Source organism: Geotalea daltonii FRC-32 (genome assembly GCF_000022265.1).
In the GTDB taxonomy this organism is placed as follows: domain Bacteria; phylum Desulfobacterota; class Desulfuromonadia; order Geobacterales; family Geobacteraceae; genus Geotalea; species Geotalea daltonii.
The window spans coordinates 1,186,075-1,212,629 of record NC_011979.1 but is presented as its reverse complement, the minus strand read 5'-3'; the positions used below and the strand labels follow the sequence as shown (position 1 = coordinate 1,212,629).

At 54.6% G+C, this 26,555-nt stretch carries 31 protein-coding genes and 1 riboswitch; of the genes, 19 read left to right on the top strand and 12 right to left on the bottom strand.

Annotated elements, in window-relative coordinates; genetic code table 11:
* Positions 1-46: 46 nt before the first annotated feature.
* From GEOB_RS05490 to ybgF, 7 genes are all read left to right on the top strand, one after another.
* Positions 47-826, top strand: coding sequence for a carbon-nitrogen family hydrolase (locus GEOB_RS05490; RefSeq protein WP_012646192.1), 780 nt, complete (start codon positions 47-49; stop codon positions 824-826).
* A gap of 120 nt (positions 827-946) precedes the next feature.
* Positions 947-1,621 carry a protein TolQ gene (tolQ, locus tag GEOB_RS05485; RefSeq protein ID WP_012646191.1) on the top strand — a complete coding sequence of 225 codons (675 nt, stop codon included), beginning with the start codon at positions 947-949 and terminating at the stop codon, positions 1,619-1,621.
* Between the two features lie 9 nt (positions 1,622-1,630).
* Positions 1,631-2,050, top strand: coding sequence for a protein TolR (gene tolR / locus GEOB_RS05480; RefSeq protein WP_012646190.1), 420 nt, complete (start codon positions 1,631-1,633; stop codon positions 2,048-2,050).
* Positions 2,047-2,814, top strand: coding sequence for an energy transducer TonB (locus GEOB_RS05475; protein ID WP_012646189.1), 768 nt, complete (start codon positions 2,047-2,049; stop codon positions 2,812-2,814). The genes tolR and GEOB_RS05475 overlap by 4 nt, the downstream gene beginning before the upstream one ends.
* Positions 2,815-2,834: 20 nt before the next feature.
* Entirely contained in the window at positions 2,835-4,088 is a 1,254-nt protein-coding gene (gene tolB / locus GEOB_RS05470) for a Tol-Pal system beta propeller repeat protein TolB (protein ID WP_041267360.1), read from the top strand.
* A 132-nt stretch (positions 4,089-4,220) separates the two neighbouring features.
* Positions 4,221-4,805 carry a peptidoglycan-associated lipoprotein Pal gene (pal, locus tag GEOB_RS05465; RefSeq protein ID WP_012646187.1) on the top strand — a complete coding sequence of 195 codons (585 nt, stop codon included), beginning with the start codon at positions 4,221-4,223 and terminating at the stop codon, positions 4,803-4,805.
* 95 nt (positions 4,806-4,900) lie between these two features.
* A complete protein-coding gene (gene ybgF / locus GEOB_RS05460; protein ID WP_012646186.1) occupies positions 4,901-5,728 on the top strand; it encodes a tol-pal system protein YbgF in 828 nt (275 codons plus the stop codon).
* Positions 5,729-5,782: 54 nt separating this feature from the next.
* Here the strand turns inward: ybgF and tatB are convergent, their stop codons facing one another.
* Positions 5,783-6,034 carry a Sec-independent protein translocase protein TatB gene (gene tatB / locus GEOB_RS05455; RefSeq protein ID WP_041267075.1) on the bottom strand — a complete coding sequence of 84 codons (252 nt, stop codon included), beginning with the start codon at positions 6,032-6,034 and terminating at the stop codon, positions 5,783-5,785.
* Positions 6,035-6,237: 203 nt separating this feature from the next.
* On the opposite strand from tatB, the gene nadA reads away from it, so the two are divergent.
* Together nadA and GEOB_RS05445 are read left to right on the top strand one after the other, a co-directional pair.
* Positions 6,238-7,152 carry a quinolinate synthase NadA gene (gene nadA / locus GEOB_RS05450; protein ID WP_012646184.1) on the top strand — a complete coding sequence of 305 codons (915 nt, stop codon included), beginning with the start codon at positions 6,238-6,240 and terminating at the stop codon, positions 7,150-7,152.
* 11 nt (positions 7,153-7,163) lie between these two features.
* Positions 7,164-7,835 (top strand): endonuclease III domain-containing protein, encoded by a 672-nt coding sequence (locus GEOB_RS05445; RefSeq protein WP_012646183.1) that lies wholly within the window; start codon positions 7,164-7,166, stop codon positions 7,833-7,835.
* On the opposite strand, the gene GEOB_RS05440 is transcribed toward GEOB_RS05445, so the two are convergent.
* The 3 genes from GEOB_RS05440 to rsmB all read right to left on the bottom strand — a co-directional run bounded on the left by GEOB_RS05440 (position 7,830) and on the right by rsmB (position 10,927).
* Positions 7,830-8,747: a diguanylate cyclase gene (locus GEOB_RS05440; protein ID WP_012646182.1), complete on the bottom strand. Its 918-nt coding sequence runs from the start codon at positions 8,745-8,747 to the stop codon at positions 7,830-7,832. The two genes, GEOB_RS05445 and GEOB_RS05440, sit on opposite strands and share 6 nt — an antisense overlap.
* A 70-nt stretch (positions 8,748-8,817) precedes the next feature.
* Positions 8,818-9,483, bottom strand: coding sequence for a ribulose-phosphate 3-epimerase (gene rpe, locus GEOB_RS05435; protein WP_012646181.1), 666 nt, complete (start codon positions 9,481-9,483; stop codon positions 8,818-8,820).
* A 97-nt stretch (positions 9,484-9,580) separates the two neighbouring features.
* Positions 9,581-10,927: a 16S rRNA (cytosine(967)-C(5))-methyltransferase RsmB gene (gene rsmB / locus GEOB_RS05430; protein ID WP_012646180.1), complete on the bottom strand. Its 1,347-nt coding sequence runs from the start codon at positions 10,925-10,927 to the stop codon at positions 9,581-9,583.
* Positions 10,928-11,345: 418 nt separating this feature from the next.
* Between rsmB and GEOB_RS05420 the strand changes: the two genes are divergently transcribed.
* Together GEOB_RS05420 and cls are read left to right on the top strand one after the other, a co-directional pair.
* Positions 11,346-11,795 (top strand): tetratricopeptide repeat protein, encoded by a 450-nt coding sequence (locus GEOB_RS05420; protein ID WP_012646178.1) that lies wholly within the window; start codon positions 11,346-11,348, stop codon positions 11,793-11,795.
* A gap of 40 nt (positions 11,796-11,835) precedes the next feature.
* Positions 11,836-13,269, top strand: a complete 1,434-nt coding sequence (gene cls, locus GEOB_RS05415; RefSeq protein ID WP_012646177.1) for a cardiolipin synthase — start codon at positions 11,836-11,838, stop codon at positions 13,267-13,269.
* A 76-nt stretch (positions 13,270-13,345) separates the two neighbouring features.
* Here cls and GEOB_RS20275 read toward each other — a convergent pair whose 3' ends face one another.
* From GEOB_RS20275 to GEOB_RS05390, 5 genes are all read right to left on the bottom strand, one after another.
* Positions 13,346-14,338, bottom strand: coding sequence for a DUF5684 domain-containing protein (locus GEOB_RS20275; protein ID WP_012646176.1), 993 nt, complete (start codon positions 14,336-14,338; stop codon positions 13,346-13,348).
* Between the two features lie 164 nt (positions 14,339-14,502).
* Positions 14,503-14,580, bottom strand: a riboswitch (cyclic di-GMP riboswitch).
* A 71-nt stretch (positions 14,581-14,651) separates the two neighbouring features.
* Complete coding sequence (locus tag GEOB_RS05405; RefSeq protein ID WP_012646175.1) at positions 14,652-15,533, bottom strand: complex I NDUFA9 subunit family protein; 882 nt, start codon at positions 15,531-15,533, stop codon at positions 14,652-14,654.
* A gap of 134 nt (positions 15,534-15,667) precedes the next feature.
* A complete protein-coding gene (locus GEOB_RS05400) occupies positions 15,668-16,150 on the bottom strand; it encodes a YchJ family protein (RefSeq protein WP_012646174.1) in 483 nt (160 codons plus the stop codon).
* A complete protein-coding gene (locus tag GEOB_RS05395; protein WP_012646173.1) occupies positions 16,147-16,803 on the bottom strand; it encodes a hypothetical protein in 657 nt (218 codons plus the stop codon). The genes GEOB_RS05400 and GEOB_RS05395 overlap by 4 nt, the downstream gene beginning before the upstream one ends.
* Before the next feature lie 38 nt (positions 16,804-16,841).
* Positions 16,842-17,831, bottom strand: coding sequence for an NAD(P)H-quinone oxidoreductase (locus GEOB_RS05390; RefSeq protein WP_012646172.1), 990 nt, complete (start codon positions 17,829-17,831; stop codon positions 16,842-16,844).
* A gap of 204 nt (positions 17,832-18,035) precedes the next feature.
* Between GEOB_RS05390 and GEOB_RS05385 the strand changes: the two genes are divergently transcribed.
* Entirely contained in the window at positions 18,036-18,512 is a 477-nt protein-coding gene (locus GEOB_RS05385; RefSeq protein WP_012646171.1) for a ferritin family protein, read from the top strand.
* Positions 18,513-18,573: 61 nt separating this feature from the next.
* Here GEOB_RS05385 and GEOB_RS05380 read toward each other — a convergent pair whose 3' ends face one another.
* A complete protein-coding gene (locus GEOB_RS05380; protein ID WP_012646170.1) occupies positions 18,574-19,026 on the bottom strand; it encodes an FKBP-type peptidyl-prolyl cis-trans isomerase in 453 nt (150 codons plus the stop codon).
* Between the two features lie 80 nt (positions 19,027-19,106).
* A complete protein-coding gene (locus GEOB_RS05375) occupies positions 19,107-19,325 on the bottom strand; it encodes a dodecin (protein WP_012646169.1) in 219 nt (72 codons plus the stop codon).
* A gap of 133 nt (positions 19,326-19,458) precedes the next feature.
* Between GEOB_RS05375 and GEOB_RS05370 the strand changes: the two genes are divergently transcribed.
* Both GEOB_RS05370 and GEOB_RS05365 read left to right on the top strand, forming a co-directional pair.
* Positions 19,459-19,980: an NUDIX hydrolase gene (locus GEOB_RS05370; protein WP_012646168.1), complete on the top strand. Its 522-nt coding sequence runs from the start codon at positions 19,459-19,461 to the stop codon at positions 19,978-19,980.
* The gene (locus tag GEOB_RS05365; protein WP_012646167.1) at positions 19,977-20,873 is read left to right on the top strand and encodes an RluA family pseudouridine synthase; all 897 of its coding nucleotides are present in this window, start codon (positions 19,977-19,979) and stop codon (positions 20,871-20,873) included. Before GEOB_RS05370 ends, GEOB_RS05365 begins: the two co-directional genes overlap by 4 nt.
* A gap of 23 nt (positions 20,874-20,896) precedes the next feature.
* Here the strand turns inward: GEOB_RS05365 and GEOB_RS05360 are convergent, their stop codons facing one another.
* Positions 20,897-21,574: a cyclase family protein gene (locus GEOB_RS05360; RefSeq protein WP_012646166.1), complete on the bottom strand. Its 678-nt coding sequence runs from the start codon at positions 21,572-21,574 to the stop codon at positions 20,897-20,899.
* A 211-nt stretch (positions 21,575-21,785) separates the two neighbouring features.
* On the opposite strand from GEOB_RS05360, the gene hemH reads away from it, so the two are divergent.
* The 5 genes from hemH to GEOB_RS05335 all read left to right on the top strand — a co-directional run bounded on the left by hemH (position 21,786) and on the right by GEOB_RS05335 (position 26,503).
* A complete protein-coding gene (hemH, locus tag GEOB_RS05355) occupies positions 21,786-22,745 on the top strand; it encodes a ferrochelatase (RefSeq protein WP_012646165.1) in 960 nt (319 codons plus the stop codon).
* A 3-nt stretch (positions 22,746-22,748) separates the two neighbouring features.
* Positions 22,749-22,931: a hypothetical protein gene (locus tag GEOB_RS05350; protein WP_012646164.1), complete on the top strand. Its 183-nt coding sequence runs from the start codon at positions 22,749-22,751 to the stop codon at positions 22,929-22,931.
* A gap of 18 nt (positions 22,932-22,949) precedes the next feature.
* The gene (locus tag GEOB_RS05345) at positions 22,950-23,765 is read left to right on the top strand and encodes an AAA family ATPase (RefSeq protein WP_012646163.1); all 816 of its coding nucleotides are present in this window, start codon (positions 22,950-22,952) and stop codon (positions 23,763-23,765) included.
* Positions 23,766-23,908: 143 nt separating this feature from the next.
* Positions 23,909-24,400 carry a prepilin-type N-terminal cleavage/methylation domain-containing protein gene (locus tag GEOB_RS05340; protein ID WP_012646162.1) on the top strand — a complete coding sequence of 164 codons (492 nt, stop codon included), beginning with the start codon at positions 23,909-23,911 and terminating at the stop codon, positions 24,398-24,400.
* 12 nt (positions 24,401-24,412) lie between these two features.
* Positions 24,413-26,503, top strand: coding sequence for an HD domain-containing phosphohydrolase (locus GEOB_RS05335; protein WP_012646161.1), 2,091 nt, complete (start codon positions 24,413-24,415; stop codon positions 26,501-26,503).
* Positions 26,504-26,555 lie beyond the last annotated feature (52 nt).

Here is a 26,555-nt window from a genome sequence, read left to right as displayed (position 1 = left end):
ACTTCCCCACATCATAATGAAATTTTATTTATGGAGGAGGTCGCCTATGAGCAAGCAGATCAAGGCTGCCGCGGTGCAGTTCACTATCAAGATTGGAGATATAGATGCCAACGTGGAGCATGTGCGAGAAGCACTGCACCGGCTGCATGGGGAAGGGGTGCAGCTGGCGGTGCTGCCGGAGATGTGGAGCTGCGGCTTTGCCTACAGGGAATTGAACGAACTGGCCAGACGGACTCCCGAGGTGGTGGAGGAGATGGGCCGCCTTTCGGCGGAACTGGGCATGGTGCTGGTGGGGAGCCTGCCCGAACCGGAAGGGGACAAGGTCTGCAATACGGCCTATGTCCTTGATCAGGGCAAACTGGTGGGGAAATATCGGAAGATCCACCTCTTTTCCCTGATGAACGAGGACCGGGCCTTTACCGGCGGCGATTCGTGGCTGTTGGCCGATACCAGTCTGGGAAAGATCGGCGTCATTATCTGTTATGACCTGCGCTTTCCCGAGCTGCCCCGGCGCCTTGCGGTGGAAGGGGCAGAGATTATCGTCGTGCCCGGCGAATGGCCCAAGCCGCGGCAGGAACACTGGCGGCTGCTTCTTCTGGGGAGGGCAATCGAAAACCAGCTCTTTATCGTTGCAGCCAACGCCTGCGGGGTGATGGGAAAGCTGGACTTCTTCGGCACCAGCATGATCATCGGCCCCAAGGGAGAGATCCTCGCCGAGGGGGGCTATGAAAGCTGCGAACCCACGGCTGTCCTGGATTTTGCCCATATGGAGAGCTGGCGTCAGCAGATCACCTGCTTCCCCGATCGAAAACCTGAGTACTATTAACCTTTCCAATATGGATTCAAGCAGAAAAATCGTGTTGACTTCGGCTTGCGGAAGGCTTATGTATTGGACTTTATCGCCACAGACAGCAAATTCTGCATCGGAATCAGGAGGTAACAAGCCTTGGAATTTTTCGCCACAACCGGACTGGTCGTAAAACTGGTACTCTTTGTTCTCCTTTACTTTTCAGTCGTCTCCTGGGCTATTATCTTTTACAAGCTGTTACAAGTGCACCGGGCGAATAACGAGTCAGAACGTTTCCTGGAATTTTTCTGGAAAGCCAAACGCTTCGACGCCATCAATGCCCAGTTGGACCGTTTTGCCAATTCACCCCTCACCGTGCTTTTCAATGAAGGCTATGGTGAGCTGAAGAAGCTCATGGAAAAGGGAGAGGAAAAACAGGACCCTAATGTCATCAGTACCGATCTGGCAGGAATCGACAACATAACCCGTGCCTTGCGCCGCGCCACGACTTCGGAAATAACCAGACTGGAAAAATACCTGACATTCCTGGCGACTACCGGCTCCACTGCTCCATTTATCGGACTTTTCGGCACGGTCTGGGGCATCATGACCGCTTTCAAGGGGATCGGCGAAACCGGCTCCGCATCACTTGCCGTTGTCGCGCCAGGCATTGCCGAGGCCTTGATCGCGACGGCAATTGGCCTGGTTGCCGCCATACCAGCCGTTATGGGATATAACCATTTTCAACAAAAAATCCGTGTTCTGATCGGCGAGATGGACAGCTTTTCCACGGAATTCCTCAACATTGTCCAGCGCACCTTCACCGGCAAATAGGAGAGCAGGATGGAACTGGGAAGCAGGGACAACAACGGCCGCTCCACCATGTCACAGATCAACGTCACGCCATTGGTTGACGTCATGCTCGTCCTTCTGGTGATCTTCATGGTTACCGCACCCATGATGCAGCAAGGGGTGCAGGTCAACCTCCCCAAGGCGGACACGAAGGCACTGGCCCCCCAGGAAGAGACGGTCATTGTCACCCTGGAAAGGTCGGGCAGTATATTCATCAACAAGGCGGAAGTGCCTCAGGGTGAGCTCAAGACAAGATTGGCAGGCATGTTTGCGTCAAGAGCAAAGAAAGAGGTTTTTCTCAAGGCGGACAAGGATGTTCCCTATGGTGAAGTGGTAAAAACCATGGCTGAAATCAAAGGTGCCGGCATCGAACGTCTCGGCATGGTCACGGAGCCTGCCCAAGGCAAATGAAACGCACACTGAAAAGAAAAGAGCCGGGACCGGGAGGAATGCTGGTCTGTTCCTTCCTCTTCCACCTGGTAATTTTTCTCATAATCACCCGATTCAACTTCCTGCCGGGTCTGTATACTGATAACACCCCCGTTTATTATGTGGATGTGGTCAGTCTGCCGGTGGCAAGTCCCCAGGCAGGAACTCCGGCCGGCGGCTCTCCTGCCTCCGTTCCCGTCACTGAACCTTCCCCACCGACAACGGAATCACAGCAGATGAAGCTGCCCTCCACAAAACCTGCTCCAAAAGAAGCAGGCAAACCGCAGCCGAAAACTGCAGCAGGAGTTGAGACAGCGCGGGAATTCGAAGAGCGTCTGGCAAAACTTGAGCGGGAAAATGAAGCTCGACATCAGGCAGCCGCTCTGGAAGCCGCAAGAAAAAGGGCCGCCGGCATCGGCAAAGGGCCGACTGGCATGCCTGCAGCTACCGGTACTGAAGCAGGAAGCGACTATTCCAACTACATCCGCTCACGTCTTGAAGATGCCTTCCGACAGGAGGATACTTTCAAACCCGACAGGAACAAGGTCGTGGAAGTAAAGCTGACCATCGGCCGCAACGGAAAAATTATCAGCAAACGTTTCGAGCGCAGCTCGAATGATATAATGTTCAATAATGCCGTCGAGCGGGCCATAAGCAGGGCCGAAAGGGATTTCAGGCCGCCGCCCGGTGGCGGTAGCTATGAACACGGTTTCGTTTTCAAACCTCAAGGGGTAGGTAAAAATTGAAAAAATTTTTCATCCTCATAATGCTGCTCTGCCTGCCTGGCTTGAATTTGGCCCAGGACTATCTGGAGGTTACCGCCCCCGGCAATCGGCAACCACAACTTGCCATCGCCCCTCCCGTCCCCTTGTCCGGCACTCATAACGCCGAACTGGACAAAACGATAACTGACATTTTCGCCTTCGACCTGACGCTGGCCGGTCAATTTACCGTGATGCCCTCTCCCCCTGGTGAAACACGGACCGGCATCCGCTCGGGAGAATTCGACCTGGCCCCATGGCAGGCTGCAGGTGCAAATCTGCTGGTAAAGAGCGGCTACATCGACAACGGTGCAACCATCACCATGGAGTTCAGGTTCTTCGATGTCAGCCGTGGCAAGGAATTGGTGGTAAAACGCTTTACGGGCAAGCGCACCGATCAACGCAAGATCGTCCACATGTTCAGCAACGAGATACTTTCGGCCACAACCGGGGAAACTGGTCCATTCACCGGCAAGACGGCCTTCGTCTCCACGGCATCAGGCAACAAGGAAATCTATTTGATGGACTACGATGGGTATAATGTGCAGCGCCTTACCAAGAACGGCTCCATCAACCTCAATCCCGATTTTTCACCAAGCGGCAAGGAACTCATCTATACCTCCTACAAGAGGCGCAATCCCGATCTCTATCGACGGGAACTGCTCACCGGCGCCGAGGCACGGATTTCCTCCCATCCCGGCATCAACGTGACCGGCGCATGGTCTCCGGACGGCACCAGGATAGCTTTGGCCATGAGCAAGGATGGCAACTCCGAGATCTACACTATTTCCAAAGATGGCAAACAGGTGGTCAGGCTCACCAAAAATGAGGCCATCGATGTCTCTCCGGCATGGTCTCCCGACGGGTCCCGCATCGCCTTCGTATCGGACCGCCTGGGGAAACCGCAGATTTTCGTCATGAATGCCGACGGCTCCCACGTTACCCGCCTCACGACCAGCGGCACATACAACGTCAGCCCGCGCTGGTCTCCAAAGGGAAACACCATAGCCTACTGCCGCCAGGAGGGAGGGTTCCAGATCCATGTCATAAACGTGGACGGAAGCAATGACATCAAGCTCACCTCCGATGGAAGCAACGAGCATCCAAGATGGTCGCCGGATGGCCGGTTCATCGTCTTCAGCTCAAGCAGGGCAGGAAAAGAAGGGATATACGTGATGAGAAACGACGGCACTGGGCAGGTGAGGGTATCCCGCGGCAGCAGTGCCGATTCTCATCCCACCTGGTCGCCACGCTGGTGAGTTCCGGTTTCATTTATATTTCTTAAGTCACTTGTTGAAATTGCCTTAGACTTATGTATAATCCATCTAGTTTTTGACTTTGCGAGGAGTCGATCCTCTGTTCTTAAAACTGTAATTAAAAGGAGAGAAGAAATGCGTAAGGGTATGGTAGGCTTGGTGACGGTTTTGTTTTGCGGTGCTCTTTTATGCGGTGGCTGTGCCAAGAAGGAGATGGTAAAAGCTGAAGAGGCGACTGTACCACCGGTTACGACGGAAAAGCCTGCCGTAACCCCACCTGCCAAGCCCGCCCCCAGTGAAACCGTCAAGGAACAACCTATCCAGGAGGCACCGACGACAACGGCTGAATCGACCGTCAAGGAACAAGCTCCGACAGTTATCGCCGCCACCGAACTGGAAAAAGTCCTCTTTGATTTCGATTCTTTCGTCCTCTCGCCGGCGGCCCGAGACACCCTGTCCAAGAATGCCCAGTGGCTGGAGAAAAACAAACAGGTCAAAGTTCAGATCGAGGGTCACTGCGACGAGCGCGGTTCTGATGAATACAACCTGGCCCTTGGAGAAAAGCGCGCCAAGTCTGCAGTGAATTATCTTGTTACCCTCGGCATACCCGCCAGCCAGCTGAGCGTTATCAGTTTCGGCAAGGAAAAGCCTGCTGACCCGGGTCATGACGAAGCTGCGTGGGCGCAAAACAGAAGAGCCGAATTCGTTATTCTCAAATAGACCATCCAACATAAAGTAAAAAGGGAGCCTCGTGCAGGCTCCTTTTTTATATGCCGTTCCAACTAGTTTTGCTGTACAGGGGAGGATTGAAAATCATGCAGTTCGTCAGGAGAGGTTTGCCTCTCATCTTTATTATCGCTCTCGCCGGTTGTGCAACAAGAGAAACGGTGGATTCCATGCAACGGGACATGGACGAGATGAAGAGCCGCCTGTTCAAGATGGAAAAGGACATCGGCGGAATGCGCAGCGAGACAAAGGAAGGGATTGACAAGACCATCAAGGACTTTCACAAGGAGATGGAAAGCCAGCGCAAGGGAGCCGCCGATCTACAGGCGACCCTGGACAGCACCAAAGTCGACATGCAGGTCCTGACCGGCAAGGTCGACGATGTGCGGGTCTTGGCCCAGAAGCCGGCAGACGATCTGGCCCTGCTCAAGGAAGATACCGACCGGCGCCTGGCTGCCATGGAAGATCGCCTTGCCAGACTTGACAAAGGCTTTGATGAGTTCCAGAAGAAAATGGCAGAGGCAAAAGCAGCGGAAGCCGAACAAACACCTGAGGCACTTTACCAGAAAGGATTGGAGACCCTGCGCAAGGGCGATCCCCAGAAGTCCAGGGAGTACCTGAGCAGATTTTTGGAACTGTTCCCCAAACACGACCTGGCGGCAAACGTGCATTATTGGCTGGGAGAAACCTATTACAGCGAAAAGAAATACGACCAGGCTATTCTCGAATTCCAGGAGATCATCAAGAATTACTCCGGCAATGAGAAGATTCCAGCAGCAATGCTGAAGCAGGCCATGGCCTTCAAGGAACTGGGAGATGCTAAAAGCGCCCGATACGTCTACAAAAAGGTGGCGGAAGATTATCCGCACACGGATGAAGCGCGCATTGCCAAAGAAAAATTGAAGGATCTCAAATAAAAAAAGACGGGGCTCTGGCCCCGTCTGCCTTTTCGCTCTCCTGTATCGGCAGGACTACACCTTCTTTGCAGCCGCTTCCTTTTCTTCTTTAGCCTCTTCATTCTCTTCCGACTGGGGAAGCTTATCCTTCTCCTCCGCAGTGCGGGACTCCTCCTGGACACTCTGCTTGAAATCCTCAGTGGCCCTCTTGAATTCAGCGAGCCCTCGCCCAAGCGACCTGGCCAGGTCGGGAAGTTTTTGCGGGCCTATGACTACCAGCGCAATGACAAAGATTACAATCAGTTCCGGCATCCCGATTCCAAACATATCGAACCCCATGATCCGTTAAAGTGTTAACAACTCTCAGGAAACTGCTTCCCGGCCTCAATCCTGACAAAATAATAGAGGTTTTACCATAGTGTGTCAAGGGACGTAATTTAAGGATTTGACATAGCCAGGAACATTGACTACTATCGGTAGGCACTTTGAAACAGTGTACCTGCATGCAAAAGGAGACGTTGGCATCTACCATGTACCAGGATGATATGAAGAATGAAATCAGAGCCCTGCTCAAGGAACGAAACGGTATTTTGCTGGCCCATAATTACATGCGTGACGAGGTTCAGGAGATCGCAGACATTACCGGAGATTCCCTCGGGCTCTCAGTTGAGGCTGCAAAGACCTCAGCCTCGGTGATAGTCTTCTGCGGTGTTCATTTTATGGCTGAATCCGCCTCTATCCTGGCACCGGACAAGACGGTCCTTCTGCCGCGACTTGACGCAGGCTGCCCCATGGCAGACATGGTGACGGTGCCTGCTCTTCAGGAGATGAAGAGACGCCATCCCGGAGTACCTGTCGTAACCTATGTCAATTCATCGGCAGCGGTCAAGGCCAACAGCGATATCTGCTGCACCTCCGCCAATGCAGTGAAGGTGGTAAAATCACTGGCTGCACCCGAGATCATCTTTGTCCCCGACAGGAACCTGGGGCGCTATGTGGCCCGGTTCACCGACAAGACCTTCCACTTCTGGGATGGTTACTGCCCCACCCATGAGCGGCTGAAGCCGGAAGCGGTACTCCGTCTGAAAAAGGAGAATCCCGGCGCCCTGTTCATCTGCCATCCCGAATGCAATCCCGAGGTTGAGGCGCTGGCTGATCATGTTTGTTCAACCACCGGCATGTATGACTTCTGCAAGAAAAGTCCTGCCAACCGCTTTATCATCGGCACGGAAGCCGGCATTCTCTATAAGCTGCAGAAGGAAAGCCCGGACAAGGAGTTCATTCTCGCCTCACCCGCCCTTGTCTGCCCCAACATGAAGCTTACTTCGCTGGAAGACATCCTCGCCGCACTGCAATCAATGGCACCGGTCATCAAGGTCCCCGAAGAGGTGCGGGAGCCGGCAAAACTTGCATTGGACCGAATGCTGGCCATTCCAAGGGACTGAGGCACAAGCCGTTGCAAGCGGAAAACCAATCGGCAAGGCGTCAGGAACTCCTCTGGGTTTTCAACTCGCTTTTTGAACATTATGGAAAGCTGCATTGGTGGCCAGCGGAGACCCCCTTCGAGGTCTGCGTCGGCGCCATATTGACCCAGAACACCAACTGGGGCAATGTGGAAAAGGCGATCGCCAACCTCAAAAAAGCGGATCTTTTGTCGGCAATAACCCTGCGTGATGTGCCGGTGGAAGAGCTCGCCCAGGTGATCAAGCCCGCTGGTTTTTTCAATGTGAAGAGCGCCAGGCTGAAGGATTTCGTCGGCTGGCTTTTTGAGAGATATCTTGGCAGGCTTGAGTCGATGTTTGCCGGAGATTGGCTTGAACTGAGGGAAGAGCTGCTGAAGGTGAGGGGTATCGGGAGGGAAACCTGCGATTCGATCCTGCTCTATGCCGGCAATAAACCTTCCTTCGTCGTTGATGCTTACACCAAGCGGCTTTTTACCCACCTGGGATTAGTCTCGGCAAAGGATGACTATGAGGCGGTGCGCGCTCTGTTCATGGATAATCTTCCGGCCGATGCCGCACTGTTCAATGAATTCCATGCCCTGATCGTCCAGCACTGCAAGGTGCATTGCCGAAAAAAGCCATTGTGCAGCGGCTGCAGGCTGCATTCTTCCTGCAATGGCTTATGACATCGCCTCTGCCTTGTTTCTACCCCCCTGTTTGGCTTTGTAGAGTGCTTCATCCGCCTGCCTGAACAGCGAATCCACGCAATCCACCTTGGCTGACGGGAATGTGGCCACACCAAGGCTGACGGTAATCGTCAGACCATTCATTTTTCCGGTAAAGACGATTTCCTGTACCGCACAGCGAAAACGTTCGGCAAAAAGCATCGCCTGGGACAGTGCCGTCTCCGAAAGCAGGACTACGAATTCCTCCCCCCCGTAACGGGCAGCCACATCGTAGCTACGGACCATCTTTTTCAGCAAAGCTGCGACCGCAGCCAATACGACGTCCCCTTGCTGGTGCCCGTAATTGTCGTTTACCTTCTTGAAATGATCGATGTCTATGATTATCAGGGACAGGGAACTCTCCTTACGCGCGGCCCGCTGGTATTCCCGGTCAAGTGCCTCCATAAGGTAGCGGCGATTGTACAGGTGGGTAAGCGGGTCTGTGTTGGAGAGCTGCTTGAGAAGCTCGTTGGAACGCTTCAGCTCGTCCTGCAGGCACTTGATCTTCAATTGAACCTTGACCCTCGCTACCAGTTCCCCTGCATCGAAGGGCTTGGTAACGTAATCGCACGCCCCTTCCTCAAGCCCTTTTATCTTCAGATCCCGGTCTTCACGGCCAGTGAGCATTATGACCGGAATATCCTTCAGTTCATCGCGCGTCTGCAGCATGGAAATGAATTTAAAGCCATCCATGCGTGGCATTTCCAGGTCACAGAGGATCAGATCTACCGGACTGTTGAGAACGAGCTTGAAGGCTTCAATACCATCTGCCGCCTCCAGGTAATCGTCGAAAAGAGAGACTTTCTGCAGGGTCTTTACGATCTGGGCCCGGACTTGGTTGGAATCATCGATTATGAGGATGCTTGTTGCCATATTTTGAGTCCGGTTCAACAATTGTTAATGGTCCTGATTTCGGGAAAGCATGCAACATGGTTAACAGCAATCAAAGGACCGGCTCCTTTGCTCGGAGCTTCATCTCGGCAATGGTGGCAGCATAGTCACTGCTACCGAAAACGGCACTTCCCGCCACGAAGACATCGGCGCCGGCGTGGGCAATCTGGGCGATATTGGCTTCCTTGACCCCTCCATCCACCTCCAGCTCGGTCTCCAGTCCCTTCTTATCAAGCAGGCCGCGCAGTGCCTGTATCTTCGGCAGACAGGCATCGATGAAAGACTGGCCCCCAAAGCCGGGATTGACCGTCATCAGCAGCACCAGATCCAACTCATCCAGAATATGGTCCAGACAGTGCAGACTTGTGGCAGGATTCAGCGACACACCGGCTTTTTTGCCAAAGGACTTGATGAGCTGCACCGTCCGGTGCAGGTGATTGGTGGCCTCGGCATGGACAACGATAATATCGGCTCCGGCCTTGGCAAACTCGCCAATGTAGCGGTCAGGGGCATCGATCATCAGATGCACGTCCAGGGGCAGCCGGGTCACCCGGCGGACGGCCTCCACCACCAGGGGGCCAATGGTGATATTGGGGACGAAACTGCCGTCCATGACGTCAATGTGGATATAGTCGGCGCCCGCAGCTTCCACTGCCCGCACCTCGTCTCCGAGACGGGAAAAGTCGGCGGAAAGTATGGATGGTGCTATTTTTTTCATGACAACCTCCTGGAAGTAAGAAAAGGCTCTTGCCCCAATGCCGACAAATCAGAGAAAGCCGCCGTCTTAACAGTCCCCATATACTCATTGGCATTTCTCATTTTTTCTTTAATCGGGCGGCAAAAAAACCGTCCATGCCGTGCCGGTGGGGCCACGCCCGGAAAAATCCAGCCGGGGTGAACAGCTCGGCCAAGTCGGGAAAGAGCAGGCGCAGATCCTCGATGACGAACTCATCATGGCGCGAAAGGAAAGCCTCTATCACCGCCTCATTTTCCTCGACTGCCGTGGAACAGGTGGCGTAGAGAAGACTGCCCCCTGATCTGAGATGTCCGGCCAGGTTTTCGAGCAACGCTCTTTGGCCCTTGGCAAGATCGATAACATCGGCAGCAGACTTCCACCACTTCCCTTCAGGGTTGCGCCTGATGACACCAAGTCCTGAACAGGGAGCATCCAGAAGGATTCTGTCAAGTGGACTCCGTTCGAGGGATTTCAGAGGTCTTGCCGTATCGAGAAGAACTGTCCTTATGGATGAAATGCCGAGCCTGGCGGCATTTTCATCAACGAGCTTGAGCTTGCGGCCAATCACATCACAGGCAAGGATCTCGCCACGGTCACCCATCAGCTGTGCGAGCTGGGTCGACTTCCCCCCTGGAGCGGCACAGGCATCCAGCACCCTTTCCCCGGCTTGCGGACCGAGAAACATGGCAGCCAGTTGCGACGATTCATCCTGAACGAAAAACAGGCCATCCCGGAAAGACTTGAGCCGTGATACCGACCCGGACAGGTTGATGCGGATAGCCATGGGGGAGAATCGGCCTGTCTCGCACTGCACCCCTTCCGCCGAAAGGATCTCCATAAGCTGTTGCCGGGTCGTTTTCAAGGTGTTGGTTCTGACGGTAATGGCAGGAGGCTCGGCCATGGCCCTGGCCAGCATTTCGGCCTCGTCCAATCCCAGTTGCCCGATCCAGGCCGCTGCCAGCCAAACAGGGTGTGAATAGACGGTGGCCAGATAGGCAGCCGGATCTTTTTCCCTGTCGGGATAGGAGATGTGATCCCGTTCCCGATCCGCATTGCGCAGTACCGCATTGATAAAGCCGGATGCCCGCGGCACCAGGACCTTTGCCAGTTTTACCGTCTCATTTACCGCTGCTGAAACGGGCACCCGGTCCAGGTAAAACATCTGATAAAGGCCTATGCGCAGAAGCAGCAGCACTGACCGTTCCAGCCGCTCCAGCCTTTGGCTCGAAAAACGCCTGATGATATGGTCGAGGGTAGCCTGGCGTCGAAGCACCCCATATACCAGCTCGGTAAGCAGCCCCCGGTCGGGGCCCTGCAGAGCTCCTGCTGACAACTCCCGGTCGATTAGGATATCGGCATAGGATCGTTCCTTGTCGATGCGCAGCAGAATTTCAAAAGCGGCACTACGTGGATTTGAGCTGGACACCATGACTCCGTAATGTATTACAGGATTTGAAAAAACGTGATGAGAACCCACAGTGCCTACAGGTGCCCATATGCAAGGCTCAAGTGAGCGAGGAGACGAAACCGTACCTGATGCATGTTGAGTTCCCGAGCGAACGGCAACACAGCAGATCGGCCAGGCAGAAGTTTTTCGAAGCACTGTTAGTTGAAAAGCGAACTGTCATTATATGCATTCCCTGCAAAACTGCAAGGCTGCAGAGACATTTCTTGACATCACCTTGACTGACGTTAACCTTTTAAAGATAGTTCACCAAATATCGGGAGGTCCCGCCATGATCCAATGGGAAAGCGACATCAACAAGGCCCTCGCCCGCGGGCAGGCTGAAAAGAAATGCGTTCTGCTGGATTTCTTCAGCCCTGGCTGAATAGGCTGCAAACAGATGGGTGCGGTTTCGTATCCCAATAGCAATGTCATCGATTTTGTCACATCACGGATGATTCCCCTGCAAGTACCTGCCGACGGGCAGGTGGCCAAGGATTTCCGGGTGGGCTGGACGCCGACCATCGTCGTTCTAGATCTTTACGGCAAGGAGCATCAGCGCACCATAGGTTTCCTCCCACCGGAGGAACTGGTCCCGTCCCTGCTTCTCGGCCTCGGCAAGGCCGACTTCGACAACGGGGATTACAACGATGCCATTCTCCGCTTCAATGAGGTCCTTTCAAGCCACAGGAACAGTGGCGCAGCTCCGGAAGCCCTGTACCTGACAGGTGTCAGCCGTTACAAGACAAGCCACAATGCCGGAAACCTGAAAGAGACCTACCAGCGTCTTGCCGCCGAATATCCGGCCAGCGAATGGGTAAAGAGAGCTTCGCCATACAACCTGCTTTAGCAGGGCTTCCATGATATGTTCTTGATTTGAAGGAGGGGTATTGGATCACGTTCTGGTTGGTCTTCTTTTTAGCTCGCTCGCCGCGCTGGGGCTGATTTCCGCGGGTCACGCCCTGCTTTTGAAACGTGACCCGCGATCTGCCCTGGGCTGGATCGTCGTCTGCCTCACCTTACCTCTCTTCGGGCCGCTCCTTTACTGGAGCATGGGCATCAATCGCATCTCGCGGAGAGCGCGTCAATGGCTGGAAAGCGGACAGAGACTGGCGGGATGGGGGAATTTCTCTCTGGTCAGAAAACAGCAGAAAGCCTGTTCCCTTCCCCCAGGCACTGAACATCTGCAGGAACTGCGCTCCTTGGCCGACCGCGTCGTAATAGCCGATCTTTTGCCGGCAAATCGGCTCACTCCACTGGAAAATGCCGAAGGCGCCTACCCAGCCATGCTGGAAGCAATCAACAGCGCCACCAGCACCATCAACCTGAGTACCTATATCTTCGATGGCGACGCCACCGGCCGGAGATTCGTTGCGGCACTGACCGATGCAGCGGAGCGAGGGGTCGAGGTGCGGGTCATTATCGACAGTCTTGGGGAGAAATACTCGCGCCCCACGGCACGTAAACTACTGAAAGGTTCAAAGGTAAAAGTGGGCAGATTCCTCCCATTGCGTCAAGGGGGCTATGTCAACCTGCGCAATCACCGAAAGATTCTGGTGGTAGACGGCAAGAAAGGCTTCACCGGCGGCATGAATATCGGCGACCGGCATGTTACGGAAAGGGTCGGCGGCCCCGCCATCGTCAAGGATATGCATTTCATGGTGGAGGGACAGGTGGTAAACGATCTGCAGCGGACTTTTCTCGAGGACTGGTTCTTCGTCACCGGAAACCTGATCAACGATGAAAGGTTCTTTCCCGCCATTCCGGCGGCAGGCGATGCCATTGTCAGGGCCGTAAGCGACGGACCGGACAAGGAATTCAGAAAGCTGAACTGGATCATCATGGGAGCCCTGTCCTGCGCCCGTGACAAGGTGCGGATCATGACCCCCTATTTCATACCGGACCGGCCGCTGATCTCCGCCCTCATCACCACTTCTCTGCGTGGCGTGCAGGTGTCACTGGTGCTGCCGGCGCTAAACAACCTTCCCTTCGTCCATTGGGCTACCCGGGCCTACCTGTGGGAACTCCTGCAGCACGACATCAGGGTCTACTACCAGCCTCCACCATTCGTCCATACCAAGCTGCTCCTGGTGGACGATATCTGGAGCCTCGTCGGCTCAGCCAACCTGGACCCGCGCAGCCTGAGATTGAATTTCGAGCTCAACCTGGAGGTCTATGACAGAGAGTTGGCAAGACAACTTTCGGGTAGGTTCGACAGGACAGTGGCCGCCTCCCAGGAAATCACCCTGGCAGAGGTTGACGGCAGAAGCCTGCCGGTAAAGATTCGTGACGCCGTGGCGAAGCTGGCTTCACCTTATCTGTAATCATAAATATCCAGTTCGACAACTTCTCCCCTCCAGGCCGCAGTGACTTGCCTAGGTCCTGGAGCCAGCAGTCCCTTTACCCTTCATACTGCGCACCGCCAAAGGCGAGCATCGGGAAGAAGAACATGGGCAAAAAGAACAGCCCCAGGCCATACACGACACCTCTGCCAAATCTTTGGGCCAACGAAAGCATGGCCAGCAGGTAGATGATGAAGCCTACCACGGGAATAAAGAGAAGAAACATCCACCACCAAGGCTTGCCTGATATTTCCATCAGCACATACATGTTGTAAATGGGGATGATACTGTGCCAGCCCGGTTGACCTGCTTTTTCATAAACCACCCACATGGAAATAACGATCAGCAGGGTAAACACAAGTAGAAACAACAGTATCTTGATGCTCAGGCCCCTTGATTGCGCCCTTTGCTCCGGCGGCACAGCGTTTTTCTGCGCCTCGACTGCCTTTTTCAACAATTCAGGGTCCTGCTTCTTGATTGCCTCAGCCATCATTTCAGCGGCTTCCTTCATCTTTCGTTCTTGCTCCGCCTTATCAGGGGGTGAAGCAGGATCTGCCGGGGCTGGTTGAGTCGCTTCCGGCTGCACCGGCGATGCAGGGACAGGGGCAGGGGCAGTAGCAGTAGCAGTAGCCGTAGCCGGGACCGGACTGGGGGCAGGTACTGTGGCAGCCACAGGCTGGGCCTGTTTCAAGGCTGGCGCAGGAGCGGATACAGGGGGCTGTGCAGCAGCTGCGGCAGGAGGTGCAGCAGCTGCTGCTGCCTGATTCACAGCGCTGGGTGGCACAGCAGCGTGGGCGATATTTTTTCTTTTGATCTGTTTAGGCTTTTTCCTGGTCTCCGGGAAAGTACGCTTCAGATCCACCTCGTTTCGCTCGAAATCCAGTACAACGTCCCGGTTTACCTTGACGATAACCTGATTTCCCCTCCGCCAGGATGATTCGCAATCGATAATACTTCCATCCTTGAGATAGACCTGCTTGCCGAGACATACTCCAACGAGCATCAGCCATGCCAATAAAACCAGAACCAGATTTCTCGATACTGCGCCCATGATACCTCCCGTACCGCTATGGCCAATTTTTACGTCCTGGCCGAAGATGGTGAAAACTGTCGCCTTTTCATCAAATGTAACATTTCGCCGGCAGCAGCGCGGACAAGTCACGCCAGATAAAAAAACAGCCCATTTCCGAGAGGGTGGGCTGTTCTCATCGACCCTTCGGCGGCCCCTCTTTCCAGGCTTCTGGACAGGTAGCTTTGCGTCACACGATTACCCGTGCTTTGCCTTTTCGTCAATCAATTAATGAAATACAGTCAACATCATCTATTGTCAATCAAAACTTCTTCTCGGATTATCAAAGCTGTTTTCACTGCAGATAGCCGCGGATGCCAGTGTCGAAGTCCTGGGGTTCGAACCCGAACGTGTCACGCCAGGCCCCGTCGCAAATGTTTTCTTCAATGAGCATGAGCAGCTGGTCCATGGTGATGGGAAAGGCTGGAATATTCTGGAAAAGGGGAACTACCAGTTTCATCAGCACCAGCGGGTTGGGAATCTTGCTTACGTGGGATTTGCCGAGGGCTCGACCGATGCAATCAAGCAGATCGTTATAGCTGAGGCGGGTGCTGCCGCACAAATCATAGGTCTTGCCGATAGTCTCCGGCATCTCCAGTGCCATGGCAAAACAGCGCGCCACATCGTCTCCGGCAATTGGTTGCAGTCGATATTTGCCGTCACCGATGACCGGCACCGCCGGGAGAGTCCTGATCATCCCGGCCAGCTTGTTGATGAAATCATCCTTCGGGCCAAAGACGATCGACGGCCGAAAGATAGTGTAATCAAGTTGGGAGTCCCGCACAAATTGCTCGGCCTGGTACTTGGTCCGGTGATACCTGGAGGTTGCCCCGTCTCTGGTCCCCAGCGCCGACATCTGCAGGTACCGTTTGATTCCTGCCTGCTTCGCCGCCTCCACCTGATTTCTGGTAGCTTCCACGTGCAGTCGTTGAAAGGTTACACCCCGCGAAGGAAACTCGCGAATGATCCCTACCAGGTTGATGACGGCATCGCATCCGGCAAAATGCCGGACAAAGGTCTCCGGCCGGGTCACATCCCCCTCCACCTGCTCTACCCCCGGCTCATAGCTGCCACTGGGCCTGTGAACCAGGAGCTTGAGATGATGCCCTCTTTCCAACAATGCTTTCCTCAAATGCCCGCCGACAAATCCCGTACCGCCGCTGACAAATATATTCATTGCTACCTCCTGACAAGTGCCGCTGACGAAAGATATTGTATCTCACCCATCAAGCATTGCCAGTTGATGACATAACAATAAAAACCCCGTTACAAGGACGGGGTTAGTAATGGAGCCATGGTAAGATCTGTTATTTATTTGCCGCAGCACTTCTTGTATTTCTGGCCGCTGCCGCAGGGGCAGGGATCATTGCGTCCCACCTTGCTGCTGACCAGGGGTCTGGCTGGTACGGCCGAGCCGTCGGTAAAAAACCAGCGCCCAGCATCCTTTTTGAACTCTGCCAGCTCGTGATGGGTCTTTCTCACACCTTTCTCACGAAAGCGGGCAATGAATTCCACCGTCCCATCAGTGTCAGCAGCCCCCCCTTTTTCGGTTGAAACGATTTCCAGGCCATCCCAGACAGATTGTTCCGCCCACTGCTTGGTTCCTTCGGGGTCAAAATTCTGCCGGTGCTCAGGATGGGTCGTTTCCAGGATGTAATCTGTTTCCACCTTCACATAGGCCGAATAGCGGGACCGCATCAACTGTTCTGCCGTCTCCGCCTGGCTGGCGCCATTGATCAGCGGTTGGCAGCAAGTTTCATAGGTGCTGCCCGATCCGCAGGGACAACTGTTCATGACATCTCCTCTTTCTTGGGTTTTTGTTCCAGATAGGGCCGGAGCAACGGATACTCCTGGAAGAAATCAAGCAGAAACTGGCTCCATCGGGTGTAAGCCTCTCCCTGGCGATCGGTCGCCGCCACATACCTACTGTACAAGTTGTCGTAAGCATCCATTTCAGCCTTTCTTCCAACTCTGAGGGCAGGCATATTGGACTTTGAGTATTCCAGCATATCGTTAAAGGCTGCAAGATATGCTTTTAGAGCCTCTTCATACCCCTTGTAGCCAACATCATTCAACTTAGCCAGCGGAAGGAACATCTCCAGCCCATTCGTAACCAGCTTTTCTTTATTTACCGTCAGATAACCATTCAGTTCTGCCAGTTCCTCGCTTGTCCTGGCCATCATTTTTTCGCTCTGTGCCACCTGTGCCAAAACTTTGTTAATCCTGAAGATGCTTGATATTTCTTCATCGGTGTTCAGCTCGTCAAGTGATTTCTGCAGTGCCAGTGAAGCCTGCTGATAGCGAGAACAACGATCTTTTATAGCATCGGCATGGATAGTCTTGTCCAGGTCGTCGAGAACCTTGACTTCGGCAGCATGAAGCGGCACAGACAGGACAAAGGAAAGCGCCGCTGCCATAGTAATGCAGAAGGTTTTAATTGCTTCCATGGTAGATATCCTCAACACAGGTCTGAATTTCTGGCAGGTCAGGCTCCGATTTTCAGCACAATCTTGCCGAAATGCTTGTCCTCTTCCATCATCAGGTGGGCATCCGCCACCTGGTCAATGGTAAAGACCTTCTCGATAATCGGAATAATGGTCCGGTCTGCGAATTTCGGCAGCGCCCTTCTGGTAAATTCGGCGACGATCTCCCCTTTTTCACTCACCGGCCGGGAACGGAGCACCGAACCGATGATCTGCTGCCTTTTAACCATCATCAGCGCCAGGTTGAGCTCAGCCTTGATGCCGCTGGTGACGCCGATAATAACCAACTTTCCCTTGTAAGCCAGGGAGTTCATGTTGGGGGCCAGATACTTGGCGCCAATGTGATCCAGGACCAGATCGACCCCTTTCTTGCTGGTGTACTCCTTGACGATCTCGCTGAAATCCGGAGTCTCGCGGAAATTGATCAGCAGGTCGGCGCCAACCGCCTTGACCCGCTCCATTTTCTCCGGAGAAGCGGTGACGATGAGCCTGGAAGTTGGGGCCAGTGCCCGGCAAAGCTGGATGCCCGCCGTGTTGACGCCGCCACCGCCGCCATGGAGAATGGCAGTCTGACCATCTTTGAATTCGCCCAGCATGAAAATATTGAGAAAAGCCGTAATGTAAGATTCGCAGACGCAGGCTGCCTCTTCAAAGGTCATGGATTCAGGGATCGGCATCAGGTGATTGGCATAGGCCACTGCATACTCGGCATAACCGCCGCCACCAACCAATGACATGACCCGATCTCCCACTTTCCAGCCGGCAACGTTCGGCCCCAGGGCTTCGATAATGCCAGAAACTTCCAGACCGAGAATTTCCGAATCACCCGGCGGAGGTGGGTATTTGCCTTCCCGCTGCACCAGGTCGGGACGATTGATGGAAGTGGCCATGACCTTGACCAGCACCTCGTTTTCCTTTGGTGTGGGTTTATCCACCTCACCCACCTTGAGCACCTCGGCGCCACCGAAACCTTCCAGCAATACAGCTTTCATAAATTCCTCCGAAATTTTATTTTATAAAATCTTCTGCAATACCTTGCCTGATGGTAAAAATGTTTTTTAATATCATCGTATACAAAAAGGTGTCAACCCTTAACAAACTCATGCAGCGTTTAATACTGACATTGCCTCTTGTACTTAAGACAACGTTATGTTAAAAAAGGTCCACTTATCGTTCAATGAGAGGGAGGCACGACCATGGCCGAGCAAAACCAGGTATGTTATACCTTTGAAGCCGCCATAGAGATGGCTGTAACAATGGAAGAAGAAGGTTTCCGCCACTATCTTGAGGCCATTCGCAAGGTGGCCAATAAGGGAGCCCGCGAGATTCTCAAGGATGCGGCACTGGATGAACTTGAGCACAAGCATCAGCTGGAAAAGGCCTTGGTGGAAGGAAGCATGGGATCAGGCGATCAGTTGAGCCAGCCGGTGAAGACCATGAACCTGACTTATGTACTGGCAAAGAAGGAACTGAGCCCCAATTCCGACTCCAGGGAGGCACTGGCCTATGCCATCCACCTGGAAAACGGTTCCATCGATTTTTACAAGCGCATGTCGGAAGGGTGTTCAGGAGCTCCCATGGCGGCATTGTTCGAGCGGTTGCTGGCCGATGAGACACGCCATTTGCAATCTCTGGAAGATCTCTACGAAGAGCACTTCATGACGGAAAACTAGAAGCTGCTTCAGCTCTGACTAAAAAGGGACAGCCATCCGGGTTGTCCCTTCTCTTTTGCCCTCAGCCGATCTCCACCAACCGGATATCGAAGTTAAGATCTCTTCCCGCCAGGGGATGGTTGGCATCTATGGTCACCTGGTCGTCGGTCACCTCGGTTATCACCACCTGAAAAGCATTACCATCTTCCTGGGTCACCTCGAGATGCTGGCCGACCTCCGGCACCATGCCGGCCGGGAGTTCGCTGCGAGGTACCTGGGCGACCATTTCCTCTACCCGCTCGCCATATGCCTCTTCCACCGGTATGTGTACAGAGCGGGTCTCATCGATGAACATGCCCTCCACAGCCTGGTCAAAGCCAGGAATGACTTCTCCCGCACCCACTGTGAATTCCAGAGGGCCAGAAGAGCAGTCGCAGTCATTATCGCCACATTCCGAAGAATCGAAAACAGAACCATCCTCGAGCCTTCCTGTGTAGTGAACCTTTACCCGGTCCCCTTTCTTTGCCTGTGCCATAGTATCCACCTTTCATGATAGGTTTTTAGCTCGCAGACAATACCAGATCGTACACTGCTTTTCCACTAGTTTCACACCGGTCATTGCTTCAATTGAAAAGCCGCTTTCAGGACAACCTGGTACTCGCTGACCTTGCCGTCAGTCCCTACATGACCGTGGACCTCTTCCACCTCAAACCAGGAAAGGTTTTCCAGTGTTTCCCCCGCCTTTTGCACCGCCGCTTGGATGGCCGCCTCGATGCCGTTTTTGGAAACGCCGATTATTTCCACCTTTTTATAGATCCGGTCATTACCGTACATGGCTCCTCCCTGTTTTTGCAGTTAATTTTATTTAATAGTAGCATTTGCCGATGGTCTGTAAAGGAATGGGGCTTCACTTCAGGGACGAATAGTGTTATGAATCCCCACATGGAATATCCCAGCAGGAGCTGAAATGGAAACTGAGAATAGAACCATTGTCTTCAATGGCATTGTGGTCAATATCGAGCAGATGCAAGTGAAGATCGGCGACAAAGGCTGGCACCCATACCAGATCGTCCGCCATCCGGGCGGGGTGGGTATTTTGCCGCTCCATGAGGACGGCACGGTAACCTTGATCCGGCAACTGCGCCCGGCGACTGGCGGCTTTACCCTTGAGATTCCCGCCGGCCGCCTCTGTACGGGCGAGCAACCCATTCTTTGCGGCAACCGGGAACTGCTGGAGGAAACGGGTCTCACCGCCACGGCTCTGACCTCCTTGGGCTTTATTCACTCCTCCCCCGGCTTTCTCGATGAGGTCATCCACCTCTTCCTCGCCACCGGCCTGTCACAAGGAAAGGCACAGCCGGAGGACTATGAGGATATAGAAGCGGTTCGTCTGCCCATGGATGAAGCCCTGGAGATGGCGCTGGATGGCAGGATAACCGATGGCAAAACCATTGCCGCTCTGTATCGGGCAAAAGGGAGGGACAAATGATCCTCAAGGCCTCGGTTTCAGCTGAATTGGCAGGCATGCGCCTGGATGACGGGGCCAGGCAGCTCTTCCCCGAACTTTCCAAGACCCAGATTCGCCGCATCATCGACTGGGGAGGCTGCACCATCTCGGATGCCCTGGTGCGGGTTGCCTCAAGGCAGTTGCGGGAAGGGGACCTGATCTCCCTTGGCGTGATGGAGCCTGAGCGGTGCGTGGAAATCACCTATGGCAAGGGAGATCTGCTCTACGAGGATGGAGGCTACCTGGCCATCAACAAGGCGGCCGGCCTCAACAGCCAGCGCACCCCTTACCAGCTGAAGGGGACGGTGGAATATGCGGTGGACTGCTACCTCAAATCCCTCGGATCAAAGGAGCCGGCCCGGGTCATCCACCGTCTCGATCGCGGCACCTCGGGAGTGATGTTTTTCCCGAAGCACAAGAAGGCCGCCACCCATATTTCTTTCCTGCTCAAGGAGGGAAAGGTGGAAAAGGTCTACTGGGCGCTGGTTGCAGATGTTCCTGAGCAAGACCAGTGGACGGTGGACGCCCCCATCGCCAAGTTGAACAAGTTCCGATACGGGGTGGCCCTCCCTGGCCGGGAGGCGCGTACCGCCTTCCGAGTCATCACCGCCGGCAAAGGGGCAACCCTGATCGAGGCCCATCCCTTTACCGGACGGACCCATCAAATCAGGGTCCATCTCGCCCACAACGGCCTGCCAATCATCGGCGATGCCACCTACGGCGGCGACCATGCCCCCCGCATGATGCTTCACTGCCGGACCATGGCCTTCACCTCCAGGGAGGGAAAGGAAATCAGCGCCACGGCCCCGCCCGATGAGGCTTTTCGCCAGGTATGCCGTGATTTCGGAATTGAGATCGACCAGTTCCAGCCATAAATTGCCTTGTGCTCGACAACCGTTCAGGCAATGGGCCACTTGCTGGTATGTGGATCGAACCCGCCCTCTGCAGCGCTCTGGCGGCTGATCAACACCGCCCTTGCCGGAGCGCCGTCCCCGTCCGCTATCTTCAGAGGCAGGCAGATCAGCTCGTAATGACCCGGTGGAACCTCCTCCAGCTTGAGCCCTTCCAAAATGAGGGCATCATTGCGCAGGAGCAGACGGTGGACCTCTGCCTGCCCATCCTCACGCTCTATGGAAAGCGAATCGATGCCCACCAGCTTCACCCCCGACTCCAGCAGAAATTCTGCCCCGTCCTCCGTCAGATAGGCAGCTTCCTCGGAATATATGCCAGCGGCACCTGCCGAAGAGTTATCCGTCTTCAGCAAAACACGTTCTTCACCCTTGACCGGCAACCGCTTCAGCTGTTCCCGGCTGATCGCCGTGACCCCTGTTATTTCCACCACAACCGCCTTTCCCATGAGAAGCGACAGTGGCAACAGGTCGACCGATAAACCATCTTCAAAACAATGGCGTGGAACATCAATGTGGGTACCGGTGTGGCTGCACATGGAGACGGCCGAGACATTGGCAGGTTCACCCAGATCAAGGCGCATTACAGGCTCAATGCGCACCGGCGGATCGCCGGGATAGGCCGGCAGCTTGTCAGAAATTGTCTGAGAAATGTCGTAAATCCTCATCGCTGCACCTCCGCAGTCGTCATCCGGGATTTCCGGATGGGCATACCATTGTTTCCGTTACACATCAACAGTATACACGGCCCGAACCCTTTTGCGAGAGCAAAGGTCAGCCCCCCGGCGCCTCTCCCCATGCATTTCTTGACAAATCCTCGGCCATATTGCTTAATACCCTTTCATGCATACAGCCTGCAGCTGCTGAAATGAGGTAGCCATGTCCGAAAAAACCGCCGTAGTTCTCCTGCAGATGGGAGGACCAGACTCCATCGCCGCTGTTGAACCGTTTCTGTTCAACCTCTTTTCCGACCGGGAGATCATCAAGATCGGCCCCGCCCTTCTCCAGCCGTTCATTGCCCGCTTCATCTGCCGCAGACGTGCGCCGAAGGTGGAGGCATATTACGAGCAGATAGGGGGCAAATCGCCCATACGGGAGCTGACCGAGGCCCAGGCCAAGGCACTGGAAACGGAACTGGGGGATGGTTACCGCGCCTTTGTCGCCATGCGCTACTGGAAACCGACCACCATCGATGCCCTGGCCGCCATCAAAAGAGAAGGGATCTCCCGCGTCATCGCCCTCTCCCTTTACCCCCACTATTCAAGGGCCACCGCCGGCTCCAGCATCAACGAGCTGAAACGGGTCCTGGGACAGGCAGGGGTCAGTTTCCAGGTCAGTTATATCGACCGCTTTTATGACCATCCCCTTTACATCAAGGCCCTTGCCGAAAAAGTCGAGGAAGGCCTCTCCGAGTTCAGCGATCGCTCCCGGGTAACGCTGGTCTTCTCAGCCCATTCCCTGCCCCAGTCCTTTATCGACGACGGTGATCCCTACCTTTCCCATATCCAGGCCACGGTGCGCCTGGTCATGGAACGGCTGGGCAATATCGATTACCACCTGGCCTTCCAGTCCCGGGCCGGACCGGTCAAATGGCTGGAACCGTCCACCGAGGAAATGATGAAGCGGCTGGCTACGGAAGGGCGGAAGGAGATGCTCATGGTGCCACTCTCCTTCGTTTCAGACCACATCGAGACGCTCTACGAGGTGGATATCCAGTATGCAAAAGAGGCGAAGCAGCTGGGGATCGATAAATTCCGCCGCTCCCCGTCCCTCAACTCGTCACCGCTGTTTATCGAGTGTCTGGCGGAGCTTGTAAAAAGTGTAAAGGGTGAAGGGTGAAGGGTGAAACAGTGCCTGATCTGCAAAAACATATTTGACGAAGAGGAAGCCGGCCGGTCTGTTTTTGCCGAGGCCGGTGAATGGCTGGCGGGCGAGGTCTGGAACGATGCGGGAAAGCTGTGCACCCAATGCCTGGAAAGCAGAGCGATGCTATCCATGATGTACTTTCACGAGAAAAACACCTGAAAAATAGCTGGAGATAAAATGGAACATGCAACCATTGACGGTATCAATCTGAGCCTGGCCAATCCGGTGGAGCTGTCCCTGAAATGGGTCGGCCAGGGGGAGCTTCTGAAGCAGCTCCTGGCTGCGTGGATGGTCATCGACGAGCGGGATATCCCCTTCAATCCCCGCCTGATCGGCAAGCCCGGGGTAGGCAAGACCACCCTCGCCTACGCCGCGGCCCGCAGTCTCAACCGACCGGTCTACCTCTTCCAGGCGACCATGGATACCCGGCCGGAAGACCTGATTGTCACCCCGGTGATCGGTCCCGACGGCAAGATTCAATATGCCGCTTCTTCCCTGGTCTCGGCCATGGTTGCCGGCGGTATCCTCATCCTCGACGAGGGCAATCGCATGAGCGAAAAGGCCTGGGCCTCCCTGGCGCCCCTCCTGGACGACCGCCGCTACGTGGAGTCCATCATCACCGGCCTGCGCATCCCCGCCCACCACGATTTCCGCATTGTCGTCACCATGAACGAAGATGCCTCCACCTTCGAAGTGCCGGAATACATCCATTCCCGGCTCCAGCCCCAGATCTACATCGACTTCCCCGAGGCGGACGAGGAGATGATGATCCTCAAGGAAAACCTCCCCTTTGCCGCCACTTCCATCCTCAAGTATGTGGTCGATTTTCTCCAGCGTGCCCACACAGCCGACGAGCTTTACTCGGTACGGGACGGCATCAACATCGCCCGCTATGCCCTAAAGATGATGGCCACCACCGAAAATGCGCCGAAGGCTCTGCTGCCCCTGGCGGTGGAGCGGATACTGGGAGAGGAGGCGCTAAGATACTTGTAGGCATTGAGACTCCGCTCTTCCCCCTGAAAGATTCACCTCAGCACCCGCCCGCTTACCCGCCAATGAAATACAATTCAAGCACAGCAGCCTGAACCCGATAAGTCCATACAGACGAAATGTCCCTGGTATGGAGTTATCTGAAAATGCTGCTGATGTTGCACATACGTGTACGAATGCCTTCTTTTCTCGAAAAAGGCTTCACGCTCCTCGAACTGCTCGTCATCATGTCTGCCATCGCCATTCTTGCCGCCATCGCCACGCAAGCCTTTTCCACCTACATACAGAAGGCAAGAGTGGCACGGGCCATTGTCGAGATCAGGGGCCTGGAAGGCGATATCCGTAATTTCGTTGGCGAGAACTACCGCCTGCCCATGGGCCTGAACGAACTGAGAAGAGGGAGCCTCCTCGACCCGTGGGGAACCCCGTACCAGTACCTGAACATCGCCAACGGTGAAATCAAGGGGAAAGGCTCGCTCCGCAAGGATCGCAACCTGGTTCCGATCAATTCCGACTACGACCTTTACAGCATGGGAGCAGATGGTCAGTCTCTCCCTCCACTCACAGCCAAGCCCAGCCAGGATGACATCATCCGCGCCAACAACGGCGCCTATATCGGGCTGGCTTCCTTATATTGAGCGGTAGATGCCATGAATCGTAAGCTCTTTTATTATCTGCACAGCATAGTGGCCCGCCGTATACTCGGCCTGTTCGTCCTTTGTGCCATGCTGCCCACCGCAACGCTCGGCATTTTCACCCTCAGCCAGGTAGCCGATAAACTTCGGGAACAGGCCCATGAACGTCTGCACCAGGCCAGTAAAAATGTCGCCATGACCATCGTTGAGGGATTGACCTTCCTCAAGTCCGAGATGGAGGAACTGGCTGCATCGAGGGGCAAGGATGCAGGTCTTTCACATCTCGTGGCCTCAAAACAGGGGGGAGACCCACTCCACCACCGCTTCCTGAGCCTCGCCATTTTGCAGCCGAATGCAAAGACCAAGGTGATTTTCGGCAAACTGTGCCCGCTTCCCCCCTTGAACGAGCGGATTCTCAAGCAGCTTTCTTCCGGCAAAGCTTTCATTTACGCCGGTCGCACCGACAGGCCTCCCCCTGTTTTCATTGCCATTGCCGTCGGCAAAGGGACTGCTCCCCGGTTCCTGGTTGGCGAAATAAATCCGGATTATCTCTGGGAACGGGTAAGCGATGCATTGCCGCCACTGACCGAAGCAGCGATCATTGATTCCGCCGGCACAGGACTCTATTGCTCCCCTCTTTTTCCATTGGCCACCATCGCCCGGTTTAAAAACGGGCAGCAGCCTGCTTTCGGTCAATACGAACTGCCCGATGGAGCCGACACCTACCTGGCCAATCATCGGTCAATTTTTCTCAGGGGTGCCTTTCTCACCGATGACTGGACTGTCGTCGTCACCCAGTCCAAGGCAGACGCCTTCATGGCGCTCACCAAGTTTGCACGGACCTTCATACTCATCCTCGTGCTGACTCTTCTGGTGGTCTGTTACCTGAGCAGCGTGCAGATCCGGCGGAGCCTCGTTCCATTGGCAAGGCTCAAGGAAGGGACACGCCATATAAGCCGTGGAGATTTTGCCAGCAGAATCGAGGTCAACAGCGGTGATGAATTTGAAGAGGTTGCCGATTCCTTCAATATCATGGCGGAACATCTGCGGCGACAATTCGAAACCCTGTCGGGAACGGGACAGATTGTCCGTACCATCCTTACCGCCCTGGAACGGAAAAAGATCATCGCTGCCGTTGTCAACAATATGCAGAGTGTAATAGGATGCGATCAGGTTGCCCTGTTTCTCCTGGAGCCGGGCCTGAAAGACACGGCCATTGCCTACCATAGCAACGCGGGTGGCGAAAATCCTGCTTATACGGTCTTTCCCCCAGAGGAACTGGATCTACTGGAGAAGACTCCCGAGAGCCTGCTGGTGGGGCCGGGTGAATTCTCCGGGCTGCTTTCCACTGTAGGGAGAGGTGGCCTCATGGCGCATGCGCTTCTGCCGATACGTCTCCATCAGAACATCGGTGGAATTTTGGTTCTTGGGTATCGTGAAAAGCCGGATCGACCCCAGGAAGATTTGCTTCGCGCCAGACAGATAGCGGATCAAATTGCCGTTGCCATAGTCAATGCCGATCTGATCGACGAACTGGCTCAACTCAGCTGGGGGACCCTTACGGCCTTGGCTCGGGCCGTAGATACCAATTCCCCGTGGACTGCCGGGCATTCTGAGCGAGTAACGGAATTGTCATTGAGAATAGGGAAAGCAATGGGATTGTCCCCGCAAGAACTGCAATTGCTGCACCAGGGTGGACTGCTTCACGATATCGGCAAGATCTCCGTCCCTGGTTCCGTTCTCGACAAACCGGGAAAGCTTACGGAGGAAGAGTTCGCATTGATACGAGAACATCCGGCCAAGGGTGCCCTGATCCTGGAGCCTATTCCCCCTTACCGGAAAGTCATTCCCTTAGTGGAACAGCACCATGAATGGTTCAACGGGGAAGGCTATCCCCTTGGCCTGGCTGGGGAAGCTATTTCACTGGGTGCCCGCATCCTCGCCGTTGCCGATGTCTACGATGCTCTTCTCTCCGACCGGCCTTATCGGGCAGGCTGGGAGTCCCATCGGGTGCTCGCCTATATTGAAGAACGTGCAGGGCACCAATTCGATCCTGCAGTGGTGGATGCTTTCCTGACAATATGCGGTGATGAAGTCCCGGCATGATGGAGAAAGCTCTTTCAGGCAAGGTCATCAGGTGAATTGAAGGCATCAATCA